General features: G+C 70.4%; 14 protein-coding genes and 3 pseudogenes. 8 read left to right on the plus strand and 9 right to left on the minus strand.

Translation table 11 applies throughout. From position 1 onward, the window contains the following. The first annotated feature begins 76 nt into the window (after positions 1-76). Complete coding sequence (locus AB0M24_RS02970) at positions 77-730, plus strand: response regulator transcription factor (RefSeq protein ID WP_363760147.1); 654 nt, start codon at positions 77-79, stop codon at positions 728-730. Here AB0M24_RS02970 and AB0M24_RS02975 read toward each other — a convergent pair. From AB0M24_RS02975 to AB0M24_RS02985, 3 genes are all read right to left on the minus strand, one after another. Then, on the minus strand, positions 720-3083 hold the full coding sequence (locus tag AB0M24_RS02975; protein ID WP_363760150.1) for a LuxR C-terminal-related transcriptional regulator: 2364 nt from the start codon (positions 3081-3083) through the stop codon (positions 720-722). The two genes, AB0M24_RS02970 and AB0M24_RS02975, sit on opposite strands and share 11 nt — an antisense overlap. Positions 3084-3171: 88 nt before the next feature. Then, positions 3172-3618 carry a DUF4334 domain-containing protein gene (locus AB0M24_RS02980; RefSeq protein WP_363760153.1) on the minus strand — a complete coding sequence of 149 codons (447 nt, stop codon included), beginning with the start codon at positions 3616-3618 and terminating at the stop codon, positions 3172-3174. A 149-nt stretch (positions 3619-3767) separates the two neighbouring features. Beyond that, positions 3768-6119, minus strand: coding sequence for a LuxR C-terminal-related transcriptional regulator (locus tag AB0M24_RS02985; RefSeq protein WP_363760156.1), 2352 nt, complete (start codon positions 6117-6119; stop codon positions 3768-3770). A gap of 346 nt (positions 6120-6465) precedes the next feature. Between AB0M24_RS02985 and AB0M24_RS02990 the strand changes: the two genes are divergently transcribed. The 5 genes and pseudogenes from AB0M24_RS02990 to AB0M24_RS03010 all read left to right on the plus strand — a co-directional run bounded on the left by AB0M24_RS02990 (position 6466) and on the right by AB0M24_RS03010 (position 8816). Further along, positions 6466-7773 carry a protein kinase gene (locus tag AB0M24_RS02990; RefSeq protein ID WP_363760159.1) on the plus strand — a complete coding sequence of 436 codons (1308 nt, stop codon included), beginning with the start codon at positions 6466-6468 and terminating at the stop codon, positions 7771-7773. A gap of 110 nt (positions 7774-7883) precedes the next feature. Next, positions 7884-8069, plus strand: a pseudogene (locus tag AB0M24_RS02995) (cold-shock protein); the annotation flags it as partial. Positions 8070-8111: 42 nt separating this feature from the next. Then, positions 8112-8291: pseudogene (locus tag AB0M24_RS03000) on the plus strand (cold shock domain-containing protein); the annotation flags it as partial. Positions 8292-8375: 84 nt separating this feature from the next. After that, a pseudogene (locus AB0M24_RS03005) lies at positions 8376-8537 on the plus strand (cold shock domain-containing protein); the annotation flags it as partial. Positions 8538-8636: 99 nt separating this feature from the next. Next, complete coding sequence (locus AB0M24_RS03010; RefSeq protein WP_363761552.1) at positions 8637-8816, plus strand: cold shock domain-containing protein; 180 nt, start codon at positions 8637-8639, stop codon at positions 8814-8816. Between the two features lie 19 nt (positions 8817-8835). Here the strand turns inward: AB0M24_RS03010 and AB0M24_RS03015 are convergent, their stop codons facing one another. The 3 genes from AB0M24_RS03015 to AB0M24_RS03025 form a co-directional block, all read right to left on the minus strand. Then, positions 8836-10314, minus strand: coding sequence for a family 43 glycosylhydrolase (locus AB0M24_RS03015; protein ID WP_363760162.1), 1479 nt, complete (start codon positions 10312-10314; stop codon positions 8836-8838). A gap of 40 nt (positions 10315-10354) precedes the next feature. Further along, entirely contained in the window at positions 10355-12616 is a 2262-nt protein-coding gene (locus tag AB0M24_RS03020) for a hypothetical protein (RefSeq protein ID WP_363760165.1), read from the minus strand. A 149-nt stretch (positions 12617-12765) separates the two neighbouring features. Then, on the minus strand, positions 12766-13788 hold the full coding sequence (locus AB0M24_RS03025; protein ID WP_363760168.1) for a LacI family DNA-binding transcriptional regulator: 1023 nt from the start codon (positions 13786-13788) through the stop codon (positions 12766-12768). A gap of 218 nt (positions 13789-14006) precedes the next feature. On the opposite strand from AB0M24_RS03025, the gene AB0M24_RS03030 reads away from it, so the two are divergent. Beyond that, positions 14007-16025, plus strand: a complete 2019-nt coding sequence (locus tag AB0M24_RS03030; RefSeq protein ID WP_363760171.1) for a glycosyl hydrolase family 65 protein — start codon at positions 14007-14009, stop codon at positions 16023-16025. Between the two features lie 76 nt (positions 16026-16101). Here the strand turns inward: AB0M24_RS03030 and AB0M24_RS03035 are convergent, their stop codons facing one another. From AB0M24_RS03035 to AB0M24_RS03045, 3 genes are read right to left on the minus strand one after another with little or no spacing between them, the layout of a single operon-like run. Further along, on the minus strand, positions 16102-17685 hold the full coding sequence (locus AB0M24_RS03035; protein WP_363760174.1) for a long-chain fatty acid--CoA ligase: 1584 nt from the start codon (positions 17683-17685) through the stop codon (positions 16102-16104). After that, positions 17682-18791 (minus strand): NAD(P)-dependent alcohol dehydrogenase, encoded by a 1110-nt coding sequence (locus tag AB0M24_RS03040; RefSeq protein WP_363760177.1) that lies wholly within the window; start codon positions 18789-18791, stop codon positions 17682-17684. The genes AB0M24_RS03035 and AB0M24_RS03040 overlap by 4 nt, the downstream gene beginning before the upstream one ends. 17 nt (positions 18792-18808) lie before the next feature. After that, positions 18809-20287 carry an aldehyde dehydrogenase family protein gene (locus AB0M24_RS03045; RefSeq protein WP_363760180.1) on the minus strand — a complete coding sequence of 493 codons (1479 nt, stop codon included), beginning with the start codon at positions 20285-20287 and terminating at the stop codon, positions 18809-18811. A gap of 66 nt (positions 20288-20353) precedes the next feature. Between AB0M24_RS03045 and AB0M24_RS03050 the strand changes: the two genes are divergently transcribed. Next, the gene (locus AB0M24_RS03050) at positions 20354-20776 is read left to right on the plus strand and encodes a MarR family transcriptional regulator (protein ID WP_363760183.1); all 423 of its coding nucleotides are present in this window, start codon (positions 20354-20356) and stop codon (positions 20774-20776) included. The last annotated feature ends 36 nt before the right edge of the window (positions 20777-20812 follow it).

The following is a 20812-nucleotide window of genomic DNA, read 5'->3' on the forward strand; positions in this document are numbered from 1 at the left end:
ACCGCGATGCACCCGTCTGACCGCGCATTCCCCCGGCAACGTTCCGGGCCACACCACTAGGTCCGCGAGGAGCCAGATGATGATCAAAGTCGGGATTGTCGACGACGACGCGTTGGTGCGCAGCGGTATCCGCACCGTGCTGAACAACGCCCCGGACGTGCGCGTCGTGGGCGAGGCGGGCAACGGTGTCGGTGCCGTCGAACTGGTGCGCGTGCACAACCCGCACGTGCTGATGATGGACATCCGGATGCCGGTGGTGGACGGACTGGCCGCGACCGAGCAGATCCGCAGGTTCTCACCGGACACGCTGGTGGTCCTGCTGACCGCGACCGCGAGCTACCGTCAGGTGCGGCGGGGCGTGCGCGCGGGGGTGGCGGGGTTCCTGCTCAAGGACGGCGACCCGCACGAGCTCATCGCCGCGGTCCGCGCCGCGGCGACGGGCGCGGCGGTCGTGTCGCCGCCCGTCACCAGGGTCCTGCTCGACCGCGTGGCGACCATCGAGGTCGAACCACTCGACCGGGCCAAGGCGCTCGTCGACCGGCTCACCCCGCGCGAACGGGAGGTGCTCGCGCTCGTCGGCAAAGGGCTCGGCAACCTGCAGATCGCCCGCCGGCTGTTCGTGAGCGAGGGCGCGGTGAAGGCGCACGTCAGCAATCTGCTCACCAAGCTGTCGTGCGAGAACCGGGTGCAGGCCGCGATCATGGCCTACCAGGCGACGCTCACGGCGTGACTTCCGGATGGCCGGCGGTGTTCGTCGTCCACTCCACGATGTCGCGGCGGGAACCCAGACCGAGTTGCTCCCGGATGGTGCGCAGGCGGTTGGCGACGGTGCGGAGGCTGACTCCGAGCCGTGCCGCGATCTCGTTGTTGGTGAACCCCGCCGCGACGAGGTCGGCGACCACCTGCTCGTCGTCGTCCAGCGTCGCCGGCCGCGCTTTCGGTCGCGCCGCCGGGAGGTCGGCGTCGTGCAGCGCGTAGGCGATCATGTCGTCGGCCGCCAGGTCCGCCATCCCGGACGTCAGCCGCTCCGCCTCGGCTGGGCCCGCCGTCGCCCGCGCGCGCCGGCCGACGTCCTCGACCTGGTGGCGCCACAGGGGATCCGGGAGCACGGTGCCGCCTCGGACGATCGCGGCCGCGGCGGCCAGCCCGATCGCCCGTCCCGGCCGGCCGGTGCGTTCGGCGTGCATCGCCAGGCCGTCCAGGGCGAACGACACCTGCGACATCGTGCCGCCCGACGCGCGCAGTGAGTCGCGCAGGTACGTCTCGGCCTCGTCGAGCCGGTTGCGCGCCAACGCGATCGCGCCCGCCGTGTGCAACGCGACCGCGCGCGCCCGAGGTACCGGGAGGACGTCGAACTCCGGCAGGACCCGCGCCATCACCTCGGCCGCACGGTCCGCGTCCCCGCGCATCAGCCACGTCCAGGCGATGCGCTCCTCCGCGGCCGCCGCCGTCACCGGCTCGTGCAGTGCCCCGGCCATCGCCAGGCACTCCTCGAACCGTTCCAGCGCTTTGTCGAACTCCGCCCGTGCCAGGTGCAGTCCGCCCGTCGCGCACGTGGCGCCGAGCACCGCACCGGCCGCGTCGGGGGTGACCTCGACCGTCCATGCCTCGTCGAGCGCGGCGGCGGCCGTCGTCAGACGACCCTGCAGCAGTGCGAGTTGTGCCTTGTACGTCAGCAGAAGGACGCGGTGCACGGGCACGAGTCCGCCCCGCTCGAACGCCGACCGCACCAGCCTGCGGCTCTCGGTGACGTGCCCGTGCGCCATCCAGCCGGTCGCGAGCGCCGCGGTGAGCACGGCGTGCCGCCGGTTGCCGGTGTCGTCGGAGCTGTCCGCGCGGGCCGTCCAGCGCAGGGCGGCGTCGAGGCTGCCGCTCAGTCCGTCGAGCCTGCGCTGCAGCTCCCGCGGGTACGAGAGCGGTTGGCGCACCAGGGGTTCCGCCAGTTCGGCGAGCCACGCGGCGAGCACGTCGCAGGTCGCGTCGGCCTCCCCGGTGGCCTCCAGCCTGCGCAGGCCGAAGAGCCGGATCGACTCCAGGAGGCGGTATCTGTTGGTGTCGCGGTTGAAGCTGAGCAACGAGGTCGCCCGGAGCCGGGCGATCGCGGCGAGGACGTCGTGGTCGCCGATGCCTGTCTTCGCGCAGACCGCCACGCCGGCCTCGACGTCGAACGGTCCGGAGAGCACCGACAGCCGCAGGAACACCGCGCGTTCCCGGGACGACAGGAGTTCGTAGCTCCACTCGATCGCGTTGCGCAGACTGCGTTGCCGCGCGCGGGCGGATCTTCGCCCGGTGGTGAGCAGCTCGAAACGGCTGCCGAGGCGGGACCGGATGTCCTCGACCTTGAGCGTGGTGACCCAGCGGGTGGCGAGCTCGATCGCCAGCGGGTTGCCGTCGAGCTCCGCGCACACCGCGGCCACGTGGCCCGCGTTGTCCGGCGTGAGGGTGAAGTCGGGAGCGGACTCCTGGGCGCGTTCCACGAAAAGCGCGATGGCGTCGAAGTTCAGCGAGCCTGCGACGTCGGTGCCTGTGTCGAGGTGCGGCAACGGCAGTCCGTCGACCGGGACGACGACCTCCCCGCGCACCCCGAGCGCCTCCCGGCTGGTCGCCAGGATCCGCAGTCGCGGGCATCGGCTCAACGCCAGGTCCACAAAGGACGAACAGGATTCGACGAGATGTTCGCAATTGTCCAGCAACAGTGTTACGCGAGCTTTGTCGAGTGCCTCGAAAACCGAGTCCGAAACGGGGCGCTCGCCCTGTTCGTGCACTCCCAGCGCGGTGGCGACGGCGTGCGCGATCATGTCGCCGTCGCTGACGACGTCCAGTTCGACGGGCACCGCGAGCGCGGTGCGGCTGTTCGAGTGCTGGCCGAGGAACTCCAGTGCGAGGCGTGTCTTGCCGACGCCACCGGGGCCCACCAACGTGACCAGGCGGTGGGTTTCGAAACTTCCGCGCAGCTGGTTCAGCTCCGCGCGACGGCCGACGAACCCGTCGCGCTGGGCGGGAAGCAGCAGGTCGATGCTGAGCACGCCGACGTGGTCGAGGACCGACTTGCTCTCCGCCCTGGTCGACGTGATCGCGCGCATCCGATATGCCCGCTGGCGACAGGCGTTGGAGCAATATCGGCTCCGCGCCGATTCGGCGAGGGGAACTCCGCACACGTGACACCGGCCCTCAGTTGCCGGCAGGTGTGGCATAGCCGGCATCATTCCCCTGCCGCGGCGCCCGATCAAGCACGTAGTAGAGGTGCCGGCCGTTGTCGAGAGCGACCGGTTTGCCGTTCATGATTGCCAGAAGCGTGCGGTCGTCGACTTTCTTGAAATGCGTCAGCACCGGTTCGCCGTCGTAGATCATCGTGGCGGTGAGCTGTCCGCGGAACATCGCCATCCACAGGCTGGCCTCGCCGAACATCAGGTCCTCGTCGGAGTAGAGGGTTCCGTCCGGGTCGCGCCGCACGAGCGGTTGCGCGTTGTGCGGCGAGTGGAAGGTGTGCCCGTACCAGTTGATGTTCTGCAGTGCGCGCAACCCCCGATGGCCGGTGTCGAGACAGGTGCCCTTCCACGAGCCGAGGATCTCGGCGACGTGCACCGCCGGAAGTCCGTTCCACACCTCGTCGAGCACGTCGGGATCGATCCGTGTGCCCCCCTGCCCCCGGAGACAGCGCAGAGTGGCCTGAGCCTCTCGAGCGTTCATGACTCACGTTACGATCCGCCCGAACTCGACGGCAACCAAACGATCGCGGATTTGGCCGTTCGTCAGGGATCCGACGGTCACATGGCTTGGGACAACGGGGACTGCGACGCGATGTTCTCCTGCGCCCACGCGGCGATCTCCGCCCGGCTGTCCACCGCGAGCTTCCCGCGGATGCTGCGCAGGCGCGCGGACACCGTGCTCGGGCTGATGCCGCGGCGCAGTGCGATCTGCCGGTTGGTCAGGCCCGCGAGCGTCAGCGTGACGATCGCCCGTTCGTCGTCGTCGAGCGGCTCGCCGGTGCCGGTGTCGGCGGCGTGCAGCGCGAGGGTGATCATGTCCTCGCAGACCAGGTCCACCATCTCCTCGGTGATGTCGTCGGCGCCGGACTGCCCGACCGTGCGCCGGGCGTCGCTGAAGCTGGTGGCGACCTGGCGCCGCCACGTCGGTTCGTTGAAGAACCGCAGGCCGCGCATCGACGCGGCGGCGAGGAAGAACCGCATGGCGGGCTTCGGTTCGTCGCGGCGCGCGGCCACCATTCCCAGCCCGTCCAGCACGAACGAGACCTCGATGGAATCGGGCGTCACCACCGTCAACGCGGTGCGGAAGTGCTTCTCCGCCTCGTCCGCGTCACCGCGGGCGAGGGCGATCGACCCGGCGTTGTGCAGCGCGAAGCCCGCACCGTGCGGCGGCGACGGCTGCAGGAACACGGGCAACGCCTGGCGGACCAGGCGCTCCGCCTCGTCGAGGTTCCCCTCCACCAACGCTTTCCAGGCCATGCGGTCCAGGACCATCGCGACCGCCTCGGCGTCGTCGAGGCCCCTGGCGAGAGCGAGCGCTTCGGCGTAGTGCCGGGTCGCGACGTCGAGCCGCTGGTTGGCCACCTGCACGAACGCCATCGTGTAGTGGCCGTCCAGCAGGGAGGGGACGTCGTCCGCGGCCTGCCCGATGGCCAGGCACTCCTCCATCGCGCTGGTCGCCGCGGCCAGATCTCCTTGCAGGGTCGACAGACATCCGGCGTAGCCCAGCAGCACGCACCGCAGCCGCGGGCTGGCGGTGCGGGCGAGCGCGGCCCGCAGGTACTCCTGGCTTTCGGCGAACTGGCCCTGGAACATCCAGATCCGCACGATCGCGATCGACAGCACCGTCTGACGGTCCACGTCCCCCGTCGCGTGCCGGGCGGCGGCGTAGAGGTTGTCCGCCTGGGCCACCAGCCTGCGGTGCGTCTCCATCGGGAACCAGACGGGCTGCTCGACGCAGAGCTCCAGCAACCCGGCGAGCCAGGTGGCCAACCGGTCCCACGTGGCGTCGGTCTCTCCCTTCTCCCGCAACCGTTCCTTGCCGTACCGGCGGATCGTCTCCAGCAGCCGGTAGGTGCCGGTGTCCGCGCCGGAGACGAGCAGCGACGTCGACTGCAGCCGGCGGACCAGCCCGAGCACCTCGTCGGCGGGCAGGGTCTCGTCGGCGCACACCGCGGTCGCGGTCTCGAGGTCGAACTGACCGGTGAGCACGGACAGCCTGGCCAGCGCCGTCCGCTCCGCCGGGCTCAACAGCTCGTAGCTCCACGAGATCGCGTCGCTGAGGCTGCGTTGCCGCCGTGGCGCGGTGTCCCGCCCGGCGATCAGGTCGAACCGGTCGACGAGACGTTCGTGCACAGCCTCCACCGCGAGAGCGGGAATCTGCCGGGCCGCGAGCTCGATGGCCAGCGGGTTCCCGTCCAGCGCAGTGCACACGGCGACCACGTGCGGCGCGTTCTCCTGCGTGAGCTCGAACCCCTCCGCGCGGTCGACGAAGAGCCGTACGGCGTCGCTGCCCTTCAACGCACCAGGCGCGACGCTCTCGGGCACCGGGAGCCCGCCGAGCCGCAGCACGAACTCGCCGGTGACGTCCAGAACCTCCCGGCTGGTCGTGAGCACGCGCAGCCTCGGGCACCGGCGCAACAACGTGTCCACCAGCACCGCACAGGGCTCGACGACGTGCTCGCAGTTGTCGACGAACAGCAGGACACGGGACTTGTTCAACGCGTCGATCATCGATTCGACGAGCGTCATGCCGTGCCGCTCCGGCAGACCCAGCGCGGCCGCGAAGGACTGCGCGACCAGACGGTCGTCACCGGCCACGACGGCCAGATCCACCTCGACCACCGGCGCGGCACGCGATCCCGTGATGTGCCTCAGCGCTTCGCGCCCCAGACGGGTCTTGCCGACGCCACCCGGCCCGGTGAGCGTGACGAGCCGGTACACCTCGAACGCCTGTTGCACCTGGCTGAGCTCGTTGTGGCGCCCGACGAACCCGTCCGGCCGAACCGGTTCACCGCCGGGGGAGCGCCGGGTGCGGTAGGCCAGCTGGCGGCAGGCGTTCGAACAGTATCTGCGTCCCGACGCGGCCAAAGCCGCACCACACATGGGACAGCGACGATCAGCCTGGTACATGGCGAAACCTTCGCGACAGTAGGGCAGGGCACCGCCCGAGCCTTGCACTGTCCGGGCGCCCGACGCGTGCTCTCGACGTTAATTTCCCGGCCGGACGTGCTCGGCTGCGTGGCCGCGACGGGCACGACCACGTGAGGCGAGGGCGGGACCGCCGTGGTGCCGACGAGATCACCCCGGCGAACCCCGCCCTCCCCGTACACGTCGACATGGGCGGCAACGTTCACCATTCCGTCCACTCCGTGATCGTCGAGCCGGAACGGCACGCGCTGCTCGCCAACGCACTCGCACCCAGCCCGCGCGAAGTCGAAGGTGGCCTGTGGTCGGCTGAGCCAAGTAGCGTCGGCATGTGCCAGAAGAGGGTGAGGTCATCGCCGGGCGGTACCGGCTGGTGTCGTCGATCGGGCAAGGATCCATGGGGGTGGTCTGGCAGGCCCGCGACGAGCAGGTCGACCGCGTGGTCGCGGTCAAGCTGCTCAACACGGACCGGCGGTCCCCGGACGCGGTGGCGCAGATGCTGCGCGAGGGCCGGGTCGCCGGTCGGCTGCGGCACCCGCACGCGATCAGCGTGTACGAGGTCGTCGAGCACGACGGCAAGCCCTGTCTGGTGCTGGAGTACCTGCGCTCCCGCAGCCTCGCGGCGCTGATCGCCGAACGGGGCGCGCTGCCGCCGGGCGTGGTCGCGGCCGTGGGCAGGCAGGTCGCCGCCGCGCTGACGGCGGCGCACGCGGAGGGCATCGTGCACCGGGACGTCTCGACGTTCAACGTCCTGCTGGCAGAGGACGGCATCGCGAAGATCACCGACTTCGGCATCGCCCGCGCGGTCGGCGAGGGCACGGTGACCGACGCCCGCCTGATCGTCGGGACGCCGGCCTTCCTGGCGCCGGAGGTGGCGGCGGGCGAGCCGGCGACGTTCGCCTCGGACGTGTTCTCCCTCGGCGCGACCCTCTACGCGGCGCTGGAGGGCACACCGCCGTTCGGTGTGGACGACAACCCCTACGCGCTCCTGCAACGCGTGGTCCGGGGGGAGTACGAGCCGCCACGGTCGGGTGGCCCGTTCGGCGAGGTGTTCCTGCGCCTCCTGCACCGTGACGCGGCCCAACGCCCGACGATGGCCGAGGCCCACAAGCTGCTCGCGGCGGTCGCGGAAGGACTGCCGCTGCCCGCCGCGCCCCCGAAGAGCGGGACGCGGATGCTGCTCGTCCGCCGCCACCTGCCACGCCGGGTGATCGCGATGGTCGCCGGTGCGGCCGCCCTGGTCGCCGCCGGTGTCGTGATCGGCACCGTCGTGCAGGGCGACCGGCCCAGCAGCAGCGCCCAGACCAACCCCACCACGGCGACGACCGCGGTCACGACCGTCTGCGATGCCCGTTACGAGGTGACCAACTCGTGGCCGGGCGGCTACCAGGTCGAGGTGACCGTGCGCAACACCAGCCCAGGCGGCCTGACCGGCTGGAGCATCACGTGGCAGCCGCCTGCGGGCCACACCATCGGCAACCTGTGGAACGGCACCCTGACCCAGAACGCGACCGCGGTGACCGTCACCAACGCCGGCCACAACGCCGTGCTCGCCGCTGGGGGAACCACCTCGTTCGGGTTCGTCGCCGCCGGTCCTGAACCCGCTCGCCCGGCCGTGACCTGCTCCACCGCCAGCTGAGACGTCGGCTCACCGGTCAACGGGCCGAGCTGCCGCGCGCCGCGGTAAGGATGTGCACACAGCGCCTGGGACACTGGACCCCCGACCACCCGCTAGACCAGGAGTGCACCGTGCAGCAGGGAACCGTCCGCTGGTACGACCTCGAGCGCGGCTTCGGCTTCCTCGCCCCCGACGACGGCAGCGCCGACATCTTCGTGCACGTCTCGCAGGTGCAGGGCGAGGGCGCGGCCAGGGCGCTGCGCGAGGGCCAGACGGTGGAGTTCGAGACCGGTGAGGGACCCCGCGGTCCGCAGGCGCTGCACGTCGCCGTCACCGGGGACGCCTCGCCCGACGCGACCCTGGGCGTGCTCGCCACCGTCTCCTGGTACGAGCCGGCCAAGGGCTACGGGTTCGCCGCGCCGGACGGCGGGGGTGCGGAGGTGTTCGTGCACTCCTCCGCCATCGTCACCGGGGGCGTCCTCGCGGCCGGGCAGCGGGTGGCCTTCGTCGTCGTCGCAGGGGAGAAGGGGCCGCAGGCCCAGCACCTGGTGCCGCTGAGCTTCGACGCCGGGGTCCGCCGAGCCCCTCTGGTCGCGCCCGGCGACGGCGCCGACGGCACCGTCCTGTGGTTCGACGAGGAGAAGTCGTTCGGCTTCGTGGCCGCCGACGACGGGGTGGGCGACGTCTTCCTGCACGAGCGCTCCCTGGTCGACGACCGGTACCTGCCGGCCGAGGGCGACCGGGTCTCGTTCACCACGGTCACCGTGGACCAGGGTCGTCAGGCGCGCGAGGTGCGGTTCGTGGCCGCCGGCGAGCCGGTGGAGGCCGCCCCCAGCCAGGCCCGTCCGGCCGTCCGGCCCGCAGCCCGCGCCGGCGACGGCACGGTGGCCCGCTACGACGGGGACCGCGGCTTCGGCTTCATCACGCCCGACGCGGGCGGGCCCGACCTCTTCGTGCACGTCTCGGTGGTCACCGGCGAGCCCCTGGTGGCCGGCGATCGGGTGCGCTTCCGCATCCGGCAGAGCGACCGGGGCCCGCAGGCCGATGCCGTCGAGCGCGCCTGACCGTCTCCCGTCCTCCGAATCAGCGGTGCGCGACGGCGAAGTCGTCGAACGCGGCACCGGTGTTGAAGACGCGGACTCCGTTGGCACCGCTGGTGAAGCTCGTGTCGGTGACGGAGATCTTCGGCGTGGTCAGGTCGCCGACGTACACCTTGATCGACGAGCCGACCGCCTCGACCCGCAGGTGGTGCTTGACGTTGGGCCGCACGGTCACGGGTGCCGACGCGAGCTGCGTCCAGTTGTTGTCGGCCTTGCCGAGCACGACTCGTCCGTTGCCGGTGATCCCGGCGTAGTAGCCGCGGTAGGCGTCCGTGCCGGTGGCCGCCTGCGTCGCGCGGAACACGACCCCGCTGTCGCCGTTCGCTGACCTGGGCGTGATGGCGGCGTCCTGCACGAAGTCGGCGAAGTTCGTGTCCAGCAACGACTTCCCGCCGTACGACGCACCGGTCTCGTATCGTCCGCCGCTCGCCGTCCAGGTGCCGCCATAGGTGGTCCAGCCGAGGGCGTTGTTGTCGGCGAAGTTGTCCTTGACCCGCATGGTGACGGGCTGGATGGTGCCGTCGGCGTTGAACGTCATGCGGTCGTAGGCGAGCTGCCGGTCGTTGGCGCCGGAGCGGCTCAGCGGGCGGCGGTGGTAGGCGATGTACCAGATGTCGGTGCCGGGCACGTTGATCACGGAGTTGTGGCCGGAACCCCGTGCGACGGCGGCGTCCTGGGCGAGGACGCGGCCGAGTTTCGTGAACGGGCCGGTGGGGGAGTCGGAGATCGCGTACGCCACGGCGTAGTTCGGGCCGGTCCAGCCGTCCTCGGACCACATGAAGTAGTACTTGCCGTCGCGCTTGAACATCTGCGAGCCCTCGGTGAAGTTCGCCGGGGTGATCTCCCTGTACGTGCTGCCGTCGGCGAACTGGCCGAGGCTTGTCATGTCCGCGTTGAGCTTCACGACGTTCGCGTGGCCCCAGCCGCCGTAGTACAGGTACGCCTGGCCGTCGGTGTCGATGAAGACGTCCTGGTCGATGGGCTGCGCGCCGTTGACGAACTGGCCGATCAGCGGCTTGCCGATGGCGTCGCGGTAGGGACCTTCCGGGCGGTCCGCGACAGCGACGCCGATGCCGCCCAGTTCGGAGTCGCTCTGGATGTCGTTGGCGCCGAAGTACAGGTAGTACCTGCCGCCGCGTTCGATCGGGGCGGGTGCCCAGACCGCGCGGCGGGCCCAGGAGACGTTCGCCCTGGTGAGGACGTTGGGGTGCTTGGTCCAGGTGACGAGGTCGGTCGAGGAGAAGGCGTCGAGGTAGGTCTGCTCGTCGTAAGGGCGCGACGAGGTGGGGAAGACCCAGTACCGGTTGCCGTAGACCGCGACGTCCGGGTCGGCGTACCACCCGTCGACGAAGGGGTTGCCGGCCTCGGCCGTCGAGAAGTCGGGCCGTGGGGGCACAGCGGCCGCGGGCACGCCGCCGAGCAGGGAGAGCGCCAAGGCCGTCACGACGATCTTTGACGTCACGTCTCGTCCAATCTGCAGGGGGTTTTACAACGTCCGCGCGCTAGGCGAGGCACTTCCAGCTGTACGGGTCGGCGATGGCGGCGGACCGGGAGAAGACGGCCTGCTCGTGCGGGTTCTGGCGCTGGCAAGCGTCGTCCAGGTCCATTGCCACCTGTGCACCGGTGCCTGTGACGCAGCGCCAGTCGTAGGCGGTCGTCCCCGCGAGGACGACCCCGTTCACCGCGCCGATGGACGTGCAGTAGCCCTGCAGGTCGAGGCCGCCCTTCTCGGTGAACACCGGCGGCTGCGCGAGGGTCACGGTGACTGCGCTGGTGCCGGCCGGCAGCCGGACGATCCCCTTGGCGCTGTCGACGGTGCCCGCGCTCGCCCTGGTGATGTTGCCGAGGAACGCGGGCACCTCGAAGCTCACGCCGCCGGTGGGGGTGGCGCCGGACAGGGTGAGGGTGACGTCCGCCCCGGAGGCGGTGATCGCCGCGCCCATGCGCCGGCCGCCCGCGATGGGGAAGTTGCCGACGCTCGCGGTGGCACCGTCGCGGAGCCACTGCGTCGGCAGGCCGCGGCCGACGACCACCGTGCCGTCGAGCTTCTCGGCGAGCAACGAGTCGAGCAGCACCTTGGAGGCGTTGGCCTGGCCCCACATGTGCGGACTCGAGCCGCTGCCCGCGGTGCTGTGGGTGCCGGGGGACCAGTTGCTGGTTCCGACCGTCTGAATCCCTTCCCACCACGAGAAAGGAGCGCTCTGCGCGTTCTGGACCAGGTACTGGTAGCCGTAGACGCCCTCGGAGCGGTAGCGGGAGGAGGCCAGGCCGGCCGAGCCGTAACCGGCGTTGTAGGCGCTGCTCACACCGGGGTAGCCGCCGAAGGTGTGCTTGGGCAGTCCCGAGAGACGGGCGAAGCCGTTGTCGTAGGTGGCGTCGATCAGGTCGATCATCGGGCCGGCCGGGGTGCTGCCCCACAGCTGGCCGTCCCACGCCCAGCGTCCGAAGAGGAACATCGAGGCCCAGTTGCCGTTGTTGGTCTGCCCGCAGACGTTGGCGCTGCTGTTGGGAACGTCCATCGCACAAGGCAGATAGGACAGGCCGTTGCTCGAGATCGTGGTGTTCAGCCGCGCGTTGACCGCCCGCAGGAGGGTGTCGTACGTCCGGCCCGCCCAGGACGCCTCGGCGGTCTCGCCGAGGGTGGTGGCGATGTACTTGTAGGTGAGCAGAGCGAGCAACGCCGACTGGTTGTCGACGGTCCAGTACCCGGTGTGGTCCACCGCGACGGTCGCCTTCATGATCCCGCGGGGGCCGGTGGCGTCGCCCTCGATCCGGTGCGCTGTCTGCCTGATCGTCGCGAAGTGGGCCCGCACGAAGGCCGCGTCGCCGGTCTTGCGCAGGTACACCGCCCAGGGCCAGTTGTACTTCCACGTCCCGTCCGGGTACATCCGGGTGATGTCGTTCGGGTCGTCCTGGGCGATCAGCGTCGGCAGGTAGTCCTTCGCCTTGTTCAGGTCGCCGGCCTCCAGCAGCTGCACCAGCATGCCGACGAGGTCGTGGTTGAAGATGGCGTCGTAGCCGTTCTCGCCCACGTTGAGTCGGTTGCCGTCCTTGACGAGGTTCGTGGTGATGTACCCGGCCCGGTAGGCGTTCGCCAGCTGTGGGTCCGGCACCTGGATCTGGGCGATCTGCGCGAGCTTTCCGTCCCAATAGGACGTCATGTGCGCGTAGTGGGCGTCGTAACCGCCTGCCGCCGTCAGTTCGGCGGCGGTCGGCCAGGCGTACCCCTGGCCGAACCGGTCGGCGGCGATCACGTAGTCGAAGTCGGTGGTCTGTCCCGGTTGGACGGTCGTCGACGGGCGGTTGAGTGCGAGTGTCCCGCCGGTCGGCGCCGGGTCCAGCACGTGCGCGACCGTGTCGTGGTTGACGACGCGGACCCGCGAGTAGATCGCGACGAAGTCCCGGTTGCCGAACGTCACCGGGTCACCGAAGTTGGTGATGGTGACGGTGCTGTTGTCCCGTTCGAACTGCGTGGTGAGGGCGGGGTAGTAGCCCCCGGCGTTGAACCACTGCACACGTGCGGGGTTGTTGTAGATCCCGAACCTGACGGTGGTGTTCGGTCCAGAGTGGACGTCGAAGCTCCCGTCCTTGTGCGTGAGCACGCCGTAGTAGTCGCCCTCCCAGCCGATCGAGGCGCTGTCGTGCTGCGTCACCGCTGCGCGTGCGTCGCTGGAGTGCCACACCGGGGAGCTGCCGGCCAGGGCCAGGGCGGCGGTGACGATCACGGCCGGCCACCCGCGCCGCCGTCGGCTGTGCGTCCTCATGATGGGCCTTCCCTTCCGAGCGCGTCCCGGACGTGGACCTCTGCCGCACAATTGGATCGTTAAAATTGGCGTGGACCAAACCCAACCACAGGCTCGCTCAGGCTGTCAACGCTGGGAGAACTCCCGCAACGCCTTGACTTTCGGCGTGATCACGCCCGTCGCCGGGACGAACCGCGCACGACCAGTTCCGGCGCCAGCAGCGCCGCCACGGGCAGCACCGTCCCGTCGGGCGGGCACAAGGCCTCCACGATCCGCCGCCCGATCTCGGGGATCGGCTGGCGGACGCTGGACAGGTCGAGGACCTCCGCCGAAGGCGTGTCGTCGTACCCCACCAGGGCCACGTCCTGTCCAGGAGTCAGCCCGAGATCACGAACGGCCTGCAGGGCACCCGCCGCCAGGGTGTCGGAGGCCGCGACGAGAGCGGTCGGCGCATCGGCCCGGTCCAGGAGACCGCGGGCCATCCTCGCGCCGCTGATCCAGGTGTCCTCGCCACGCACGTCGAGCCGGTGGCTGCCGGCCAGCAGGCCGTGCCGGTCCATGGTCGTCACCCAGCCGCCGGCTCGGTCGTCGCCGACTCGATGGCCTTCCGGGAAGCCGAGGAACCCGATCCTCTGATGGCCGCACGCGGCCAGATGCTCGACGACCCCGGCGATGCCCGCCGCGTTGTCGACGTCCACCCAGCCGGTCGCGTCGGCCGAGTCGGAGAACCGCCCGAACGACACGAACGGCACCCCGGCGTCCACCAGCAACGACGGTCGTGGATCGTCAGGCACCACGTTGTACAGCACGACACCCTCGACCGCCCCGCTGCGAACCAGTCGCACGCAGGTGGCCACCTCGTTCTCCGCGTCGTCCACGGCGAACAGCATCAGGTGCCGGCCCGCCGCCTGCCCGGCCTCGGCGAGCGCGTGCAGAAACCCGTCGTGCAGGTGGGCGAGCGAGTGGGAGGAGACGGGCTCGATGCGGCAAGCGATCATGCCGGCCGAGCTGGAGCGCAACGCCCGAGCCGCCCGGTTGGGCTGGAACCCGAGGTCCGCGACAGCGGACAGCACGCGGTCCCGCGTCTTCGGCCGCACCTTCTCGGGGTAGTTCATGACGTTCGAGACCGTCTGCTTGGACACCCCGGCGGCCACGGCGACGTCGGCGATCGTGACCGGACCCGACTTCGCCACGACGGACACCCCTGACCGAGTTGAACGTTAAAAATTCGGCTGACCAGTGACATTCTAAGGTAGGCGCTGGTAGTCGCAGGTGTAGCCAGGTGAGGCGGCGGTGTCGCCCTCTGACAGGACCGGACAGGATCCTCGCTCACCCAGGGGCGTGAGAGCGATTCCATGGTGCACTGCGCACTCGGCTCCGGTCGGGTCCGGTGCCGGGAAAGGTGCCACGAATGATTCCCCGGCGGATCGGTCGTGTCCTTCTGGCTCTGCTGACGATGTCCGGCGTGATCACCGGTGTCTCACCGGCGACCGCGGCCACGACGCCGACGCTCAGGTTCGCGAACCCGCTGAGCCAGGCGCTGTACGGCAACGCCTACACGGCCGCCCTGGACAACCTGTTGCGCATCAACACGATGGGCTACGACGCGGGCTACAACAAGAGCGGGCTGCTGGATCCGGCCGTCGGCTTCGTCCGCGCGGGTGGCGGCTACCACCAGCCGTGGACGCGCGACGCGTCGATCAACAGCTGGAACGCGGCCAGCCTGCTGTCGCCGGCTCTGGCGAAGAACACGCTGTGGGCCGTCGTGGACAAGGACTCCGCCGGCGCGTTGCGGGTGCAGCAGGACGACCAGCAGTGGGACCAGGTCATCTGGCTCACCGCCGCGTGGCACCACTATCTCGTGACGGGCGACCAGGAGTTCCTCGGCAACGCCTACCGCACCGCCAGGAACACCCTGGCGATCCGGGAACGCGCCGGCACGGCCGGGTTCAACGCCACGTACGGGTTGTTCACCGGCGCGTCGTTCTTCAACGACGGCATCGCCGGCTACCCCGCGCCGCCCGCCGACGCGACCGAGTCGGTCAGCACCGGCAGCATGCCGTGGCCGGGCATCGCGAGCGGGATGTACCTGAGCACCAACGAGGTCTACTACGCCGCGTACGTCAACGCGGCGAATATGGCAGACCGGCTGGGGCACGCGCAGGACGCCGCCGGCTACCGCACGAAGGCCGCCGCGCTGAAGTCGGCGATCAACCGGCACTTCTGGAACGCGCGGACGGGCCTGTACAACTACCAGCTGCTCGCCGATGGAACTCCTGGGGCCTACCAGGAAGGCGCCGGTCTGGCGTTCGCGATCCTCTTCGACATCGCGAGCCCCGCACAGGTGCAGTCGATCATCGCGCGCACCCGCACGATGACCTGGGGCCTGCCCGACACCTACCCGCACTGGGACCGCTACTCCGACGCGCAGCCAGGCCGCCACAACGCGATCGTCTGGCCGCTAGTCCAGGGACTGTGGGCCAAAGCGCTGGCACGACAGGGTAACCAGCACCTCTTCGCCGCCGAGACGACGCGGCTGGCGAAGCTCGCGACCAACAACAGCGGCTTCTGGGAGATCTACAACGGCAACACCGGCGTCGTCGACGGCGGCTACCAGCGACTAGGCGACACGGTGAAGTTCCACTGGGGTTCCGAACCCGACCAGACCTGGTCCGCCACCGCGTTCCTCGACATGGTCCACACAGGACTGTTCGGGCTGCGGCACACCGACCAGGCCCTGACGTTCGCGCCGGACCTGCCGCAGGGCTGGGGCGACGTGACCCTGCGGAACCCGCGCTACCGCGACGCCGACCTCACGATCACGCTGCGCGGGGCCGGCACGACGATCAGCTCCGTCAGGGTCGACGGCCAGCCGTCCCGCGCCGAGGTTCCTGCCACGCTCAAGGGCGCGCACACCGTCGAGATCACGCTGACGGGAGCGACCGGCGGCGACCGAGACGGTGACGGCGTGGCCGACGGGCAGGACCGCTGCCCCGACATCGGGGGAACGGTCTCCGGCTGCCCAGCACCCGCCCGCCTGGACGCGGAGGACGCGCGCAACACCGGCGGGGTGAAGACGAACGTCAACCACACCGGCTACTCGGGCAGGGCCTTCGTCGACGGCCTGTGGGCCCAGGGCGCCGCGTCGTCGTTCACGGTGCACCGCGCGTCGGCGGGACAAGGATCCGGCGCGATCACCTTGCGGTACGCGAACGCCAACAGCGACGCGCGCACGATGACGCTGTCGGTGGACGGACGCGCCGTGCGGCAGGTGAGCTTCCCGAAGGTCTCCGACAGCTGGGACGCCTGGGGCACGGTGACCTTCGACGGTGTTCCGGTCAGCGGCCGCGACCCGGTGGTGACACTGTCCTACGGCCAAGGTGACACCGGCTCGATCAACCTGGACTGGCTCAGTTACACCGGAGCGTGACCCGACGTGGATCAAGGGCGGAAGGACTACCGGGACGTTGCCCTGGAGTCCAGCAGCTCATCCTTTACTCCCACCTTCAGGTGAACGGTCCTGTCGCTTCTGGAAGGTCAGGAGTCAGCCCCCGATGACGAGTTCGTTCAGCCGGCGGGTTCGGGGCAAAGGCGGTGGCGGCTCGCGCCCGCAGCTCCGCGCGGCGAACCTTGCCGGTGGCGTTGCGCGGCAACGCGTCGACGAACTGCAGGTGTTTGGGCACCTTGTAGTGGGCGAGGTTGTCGTTCAGGTGGTGGCGCAGAGCTTTCCCGGAGAGAGCGCCGCGGGTCACGACGTAGGCGACGCCGACCTCGCCCCAACGCTCGTCGGGCACGCCGACCACCGCGCACGACTCGACCTCGTCGAGCTGGACGATGACGGCCTCGACCTCGGCGGGGTAGATGTTCTCCCCGCCCGAGATGATCAGGTCCTTGACGCGGTCGACGACGTGGGCCCAGCCGTCGTCGTCGAGGTGGACCACGTCGCCGGTGCGGAACCACTGCCCGTCGGTGTAGCTGTCACGGGTCTCGCCGGGCCGGTTCCAGTAGCCGGCGAACACGTTCGGTCCGCGGACCAGCAGTTCTGCCGGTTCCGTTCCGAGTGGTGCGACGTGCCCCTCCGCGTCGAGTGCGGCGACATCGGTGAAGAAGTGCGGGACGCCGGCCGAGACGGGGTGGTCGAGCGTGCCGTCGTGGGTGGCCATCGACACGCCGGGGGAGGCCTCGGTCATCCCGTAGCCCTGCAGAAGCCGGACCCCGCGGTCGAGCCACACCCGCGCGACGCGTTCCTGCACCGGTGAGCCGCCGTAGAGCACGCACGTCAGCGAGCTGAGGTCGGTCGTGTCCCAGTCCGGGTGCTCGCACAGCATCTGCAGCATCGTCGGCACAGCCGAGAATCCGGTGATCCGTGCGTCCTCGATGCGCTTGAGGATCGCACCGGGATCGAACCTCGCCACCGGTTCCACGCTGCCGCCCTTGAACAACGTCGGGAGCGTGATCTGGCCGAGGCCGACGCAGTGGAACAACGGGGCCACGCACAGGGCGCGGTCGGTGCTGAGGATGTCGAAGTGGGCGAGCTGGTTGACGGTGTTCCACATCAGATTGCCGTGGGTGAGAGTGGCGGCCTTCGGCCTGCCGGTCGTGCCCGAGGTGTAGAGGAGCAGACACGGATCCTCTGGCGTCACCTCGGCAGACGGCGGCTCTCCACCGGCGGCGATCTCCGCCTCGAAGGCCGGCACCGGGAGAACGCGCGGCAGCGGGCCGGCCGCCGAGACGAGCTCGTCGGCGTCCGGGCTGTGCACGAGCAGGGACGCGCCGCTGTCGGCGAGCATGTAGCCGATCTCCTGGCCGGAGAGGCGGTGGTTGAGCGGCACGAAGATCGCCCCGCACAGCGCGGTCGCGAACAGCGTCTCGAACACGCTGATGTCGTTGACCCCGAGGTAGGCGACCCGGTCGCCGCGCCGCACGCCGAGCCTGGTGAGCGTCGCCGCCAGCCGTTCGACGCGGTGCGCGAGCTCGGCGTAGGTGAGCGTCCGGTCCGCCTGCACGAGCGCGGTGCGGTGCGGGGAGATGCGTGCGCGTCGCCACGGCCAGCTGCCGACGCCGGTGTCGGCGGGTCCGATGGTGTTCATGTCAGCCGCAGCACTGGTTTGATCGTCGCGCCCGTCAGCACGTCCTCGGCGGCCTGCTGGATGTCGGCGAACGCGTAGTGGGTGATCAACCGGTCGATCGGCAGTCTGCCGTTCGTGACGAGCTCGACGAGCGCCGGGATCAGTGCCTGCGTCTCGGCGTCGCCCATGGTCAGACCCACGACGCGGCGGCCGGGTAGCATGAAGTTCACGTCGACGGGCACCTCGGTGCCGAACGCGGGCGCTCCGACGATCACCGCCGTGCCGCGGCTCGCGAGCGCGGAGATCGCCGTGCGCAGCACGCCGGCGTTGCCCGTGGTCTCCACGACGCCGTCGACCCCGCGGCCCGAGGTGAGCTTCTCGATCGCCTCGCCGAGGTCCTGATGCGTGGTGTCGACGGTGTCGGTGGCGCCGAGCTCGGCGGCGAGCGCCAGCCGCCGCGGCACGCGGTCGACCGCGATGATCCTGGTCGCCGGGGTGAGCCGGGCGGCCATCACGGCGGAGAGCCCGACCGCGCCCGCTCCGGTGACGAGCAGCGTGGCGCCGGGCCGCGGGGCCAGCACGTTCCAGACCGCGCCCACGCCGGTCATGATCCCGCAGCCCAGTGGGGCGAGCAGGTCCAGCGGTGCGTCGGCGGGGACCTTGACCAGGCTGCGTTCGTCGGCGACGGCGTGCTGGGCGAAGCTCGACTGGCCGAAGAAGTGACCGCCGAGCGGGACGCCGTCGCGGGAGATCGGCGACGTCCCGTCGGCTCGTTCGCCGCCGATCAGGTTCGACGGCAGCCAGGTGTCGCAGTAGGCCGGGTGGCCGTCGCGGCAGTTCCCGCACCTCCCGCACGAGGTGTAGCTCAGCAGCACCTGGTCGCCCGGCGCGACCTTCGTGACCGCGGAGCCGACAGCCTCGACGACCCCGGCGCCCTCGTGACCCAGCACGCCGGGCAGAGGGAACGGCAGGTGTCCATGCGCGACCCCGAGATCGGTGTGGCAGACGCCCGCGGCGACGACGCGGACTCGGACCTCGTCCGGCCGCAGCTCGTCCAACGCGACTTCGGACAGCGTGAAGGCGGAACCCGCGGACTCGACGACGGCCGCGGTCGTGGTGGTGGACATGGCTTCTCCTGCGGGGATCAGGCGAGCGAAACGACGACGGACTTCGTCCTGGTGTAGGAGGCGAGTGCCTCCGGGCCGTACTCGCGGCCGAACCCGCTGTCCTTGACCCCGCCGAACGGGATCGCGGGGTCGAGCATCGCCCAGTCGTTGATCCAGACGATGCCTGCCTGCAGCCGGGCGGCGACCCGGTGCGCGCGGGCCAGGTTCTCGGTCTGCAACCCGGCGGCGAGGCCGTACGACGTGCCGTTGGCCAGCGTGATCGCCTCGTCCTCGCTGTCGAACCGCTGGACGGTCAGCACCGGGCCGAAGATCTCCTCCTGGACGACGGACGAGGTGTCGGGCAGGTCGGCGATCACCGTCGGCTGGAAGAAGAACCCGTCCCGGTCGACCCGCTGTCCGCCCGCGACGATCCGGCCACCGTCCGCCAGCGCCTGTGCGACATAGCCCTCCACTTTGGACAGATGACGTTCGCCTGCCATCGGTCCGATCACGGTCGCGGGGTCGAACGGGTCGCCGAGCGGGACGTGCGGCACGGCCTCGGCGAGCGCGCCCAGCACGGTGTCGTACAAGGGGGATGCGACGAGCAACCGAGGCCCACCCATGCAGAACTGTCCGGTGTTGAACACGAATCCCTTGATCGCCGCGCCGATCGCCTTGTCGAGGTCGGCGTCCTCGAAGACGATGTGCGCCGCGTTGCCGCCGAGCTCCATGGTCACGGGCTTGAGCTGTTCGCCTGCCACGCTCGCCGCGTGTCTGCCGATGGCCGTCGACCCGGTGAACGCGACCTTGTCCACACCGGGGTGGCGCAGCAGGTGGTCTCCGGCCTCGGCGCCGAACCCGGTGACCACGTTGACCACGCCCGCGGGGACACCGGCCTCGGTGAGGATCTCGGCCATCAGCAACGCGCTGAGCGGCGTGTCCTCGGCGGGCTTGTGCACGACCGTGTTTCCCGCCGCGAGCGCGGGCGCGATCTTCGAGCTGGACAGGATCAGCGGGAAGTTGAACGGCGTGATCGCCGCGACCACTCCGATGGGTTCGCGGCGGGTGTAGGCGTGCGAGGGGATGGGGATCTGCCGCGTGGCCCCGTCAACGGTCTGCGCCAGGGCCGAGTAGTACTCGTACTGCTCGGCTGTGGTCTCGACGTCCACCGGCCGGCACAACGCGACCGGCTTTCCGACGTCGACGCTCTCCACCCCGACGATCTCGTCCGCCCTCGCCCGCACGATGTCCGCCACCCGGTGCAGGATCCGCGCGCGTTCCCTGCCCGGTGTCGCGGCCCAGCCCTCGAACGCGTTGCGCGCCGCCATGACCGCGTCGTCCACATCGGCCTTCCCGGCCCTGGCAACGGAAGTCACGGTCGCTCCGGTGGACGGGTCGACCACGTCGAACCGGGCGCCCTCGGCTGCCTCGCGCCACTGACCCCCGATGAACAACTTGCCAGGGGCGACATCGGGGCGGCGCACGGTTGCGACTGGCCGGTCGGCGACAGCGGTCATGATGGATTCGCCTTTCTGTGACAGGCTTCGGAGTGATCGACGAGTTCGACGGGGAAGGTGAGGCACGTGCGGCCGTCGCTGATGTACGAGGTCAAGCAGGTGGAGCTCGCGGTGCGCGCGCTCATGGACGAGGTGTTGCGTCCCGCCGGCGTGACGACCCTGCAGTACACCGCGTTGACGGTGCTGGCCGGCCGCGACGGCCTCACGTCCGCGGAACTGGCGCGGAAGTCGTTCGTGACCGCGCAGACGATGACGGACATGGTGTCGGCGCTGGAACGGCGTGAGCTGATCGTGCGCACGCAGGACCCCGCGCACGGCAGGAGATTGCTGATCAGCCTCACGGACAGGGGCCGGGCGTTCCTGGACGAGCACGCGGCCGAGGTCGCGGCGATCGAGGAACGGATGGTGAGCAGGCTCAGCGGGAGCGAGCGAACCGCGCTGCACGACCTGCTGAACCGGTGCCGCGCCGCTCTCTCCGGTTCTCCGTGACCACGCATGGTTCGGCTCCTCGTCGAGCGTCGGTAT

The organism is Lentzea sp. NPDC051838, from assembly GCF_040681245.1.
In the GTDB taxonomy this organism is placed as follows: Bacteria; Actinomycetota; Actinomycetes; order Mycobacteriales; family Pseudonocardiaceae; genus Lentzea.

Excerpts from the sequence above, each read along its gene's own strand:
- AB0M24_RS02970 (WP_363760147.1), top strand. The coding sequence starts at position 77 with ATGATGATCAAAGTCGGGATTGTCGACGACGACGCGTTGGTGCGCAGC.
- AB0M24_RS02975 (WP_363760150.1), bottom strand. The coding sequence starts at position 3,083 with ATGCGCGCGATCACGTCGACCAGGGCGGAGAGCAAGTCGGTCCTCGAC.
- AB0M24_RS02985 (WP_363760156.1), bottom strand. The coding sequence starts at position 6,119 with ATGTACCAGGCTGATCGTCGCTGTCCCATGTGTGGTGCGGCTTTGGCC.
- AB0M24_RS03020 (WP_363760165.1), bottom strand. The coding sequence starts at position 12,616 with ATGAGGACGCACAGCCGACGGCGGCGCGGGTGGCCGGCCGTGATCGTC.
- AB0M24_RS03030 (WP_363760171.1), top strand. The coding sequence starts at position 14,007 with ATGATTCCCCGGCGGATCGGTCGTGTCCTTCTGGCTCTGCTGACGATG.
- AB0M24_RS03035 (WP_363760174.1), bottom strand. The coding sequence starts at position 17,685 with ATGAACACCATCGGACCCGCCGACACCGGCGTCGGCAGCTGGCCGTGG.
- AB0M24_RS03040 (WP_363760177.1), bottom strand. The coding sequence starts at position 18,791 with ATGTCCACCACCACGACCGCGGCCGTCGTCGAGTCCGCGGGTTCCGCC.
- AB0M24_RS03045 (WP_363760180.1), bottom strand. The coding sequence starts at position 20,287 with ATGACCGCTGTCGCCGACCGGCCAGTCGCAACCGTGCGCCGCCCCGAT.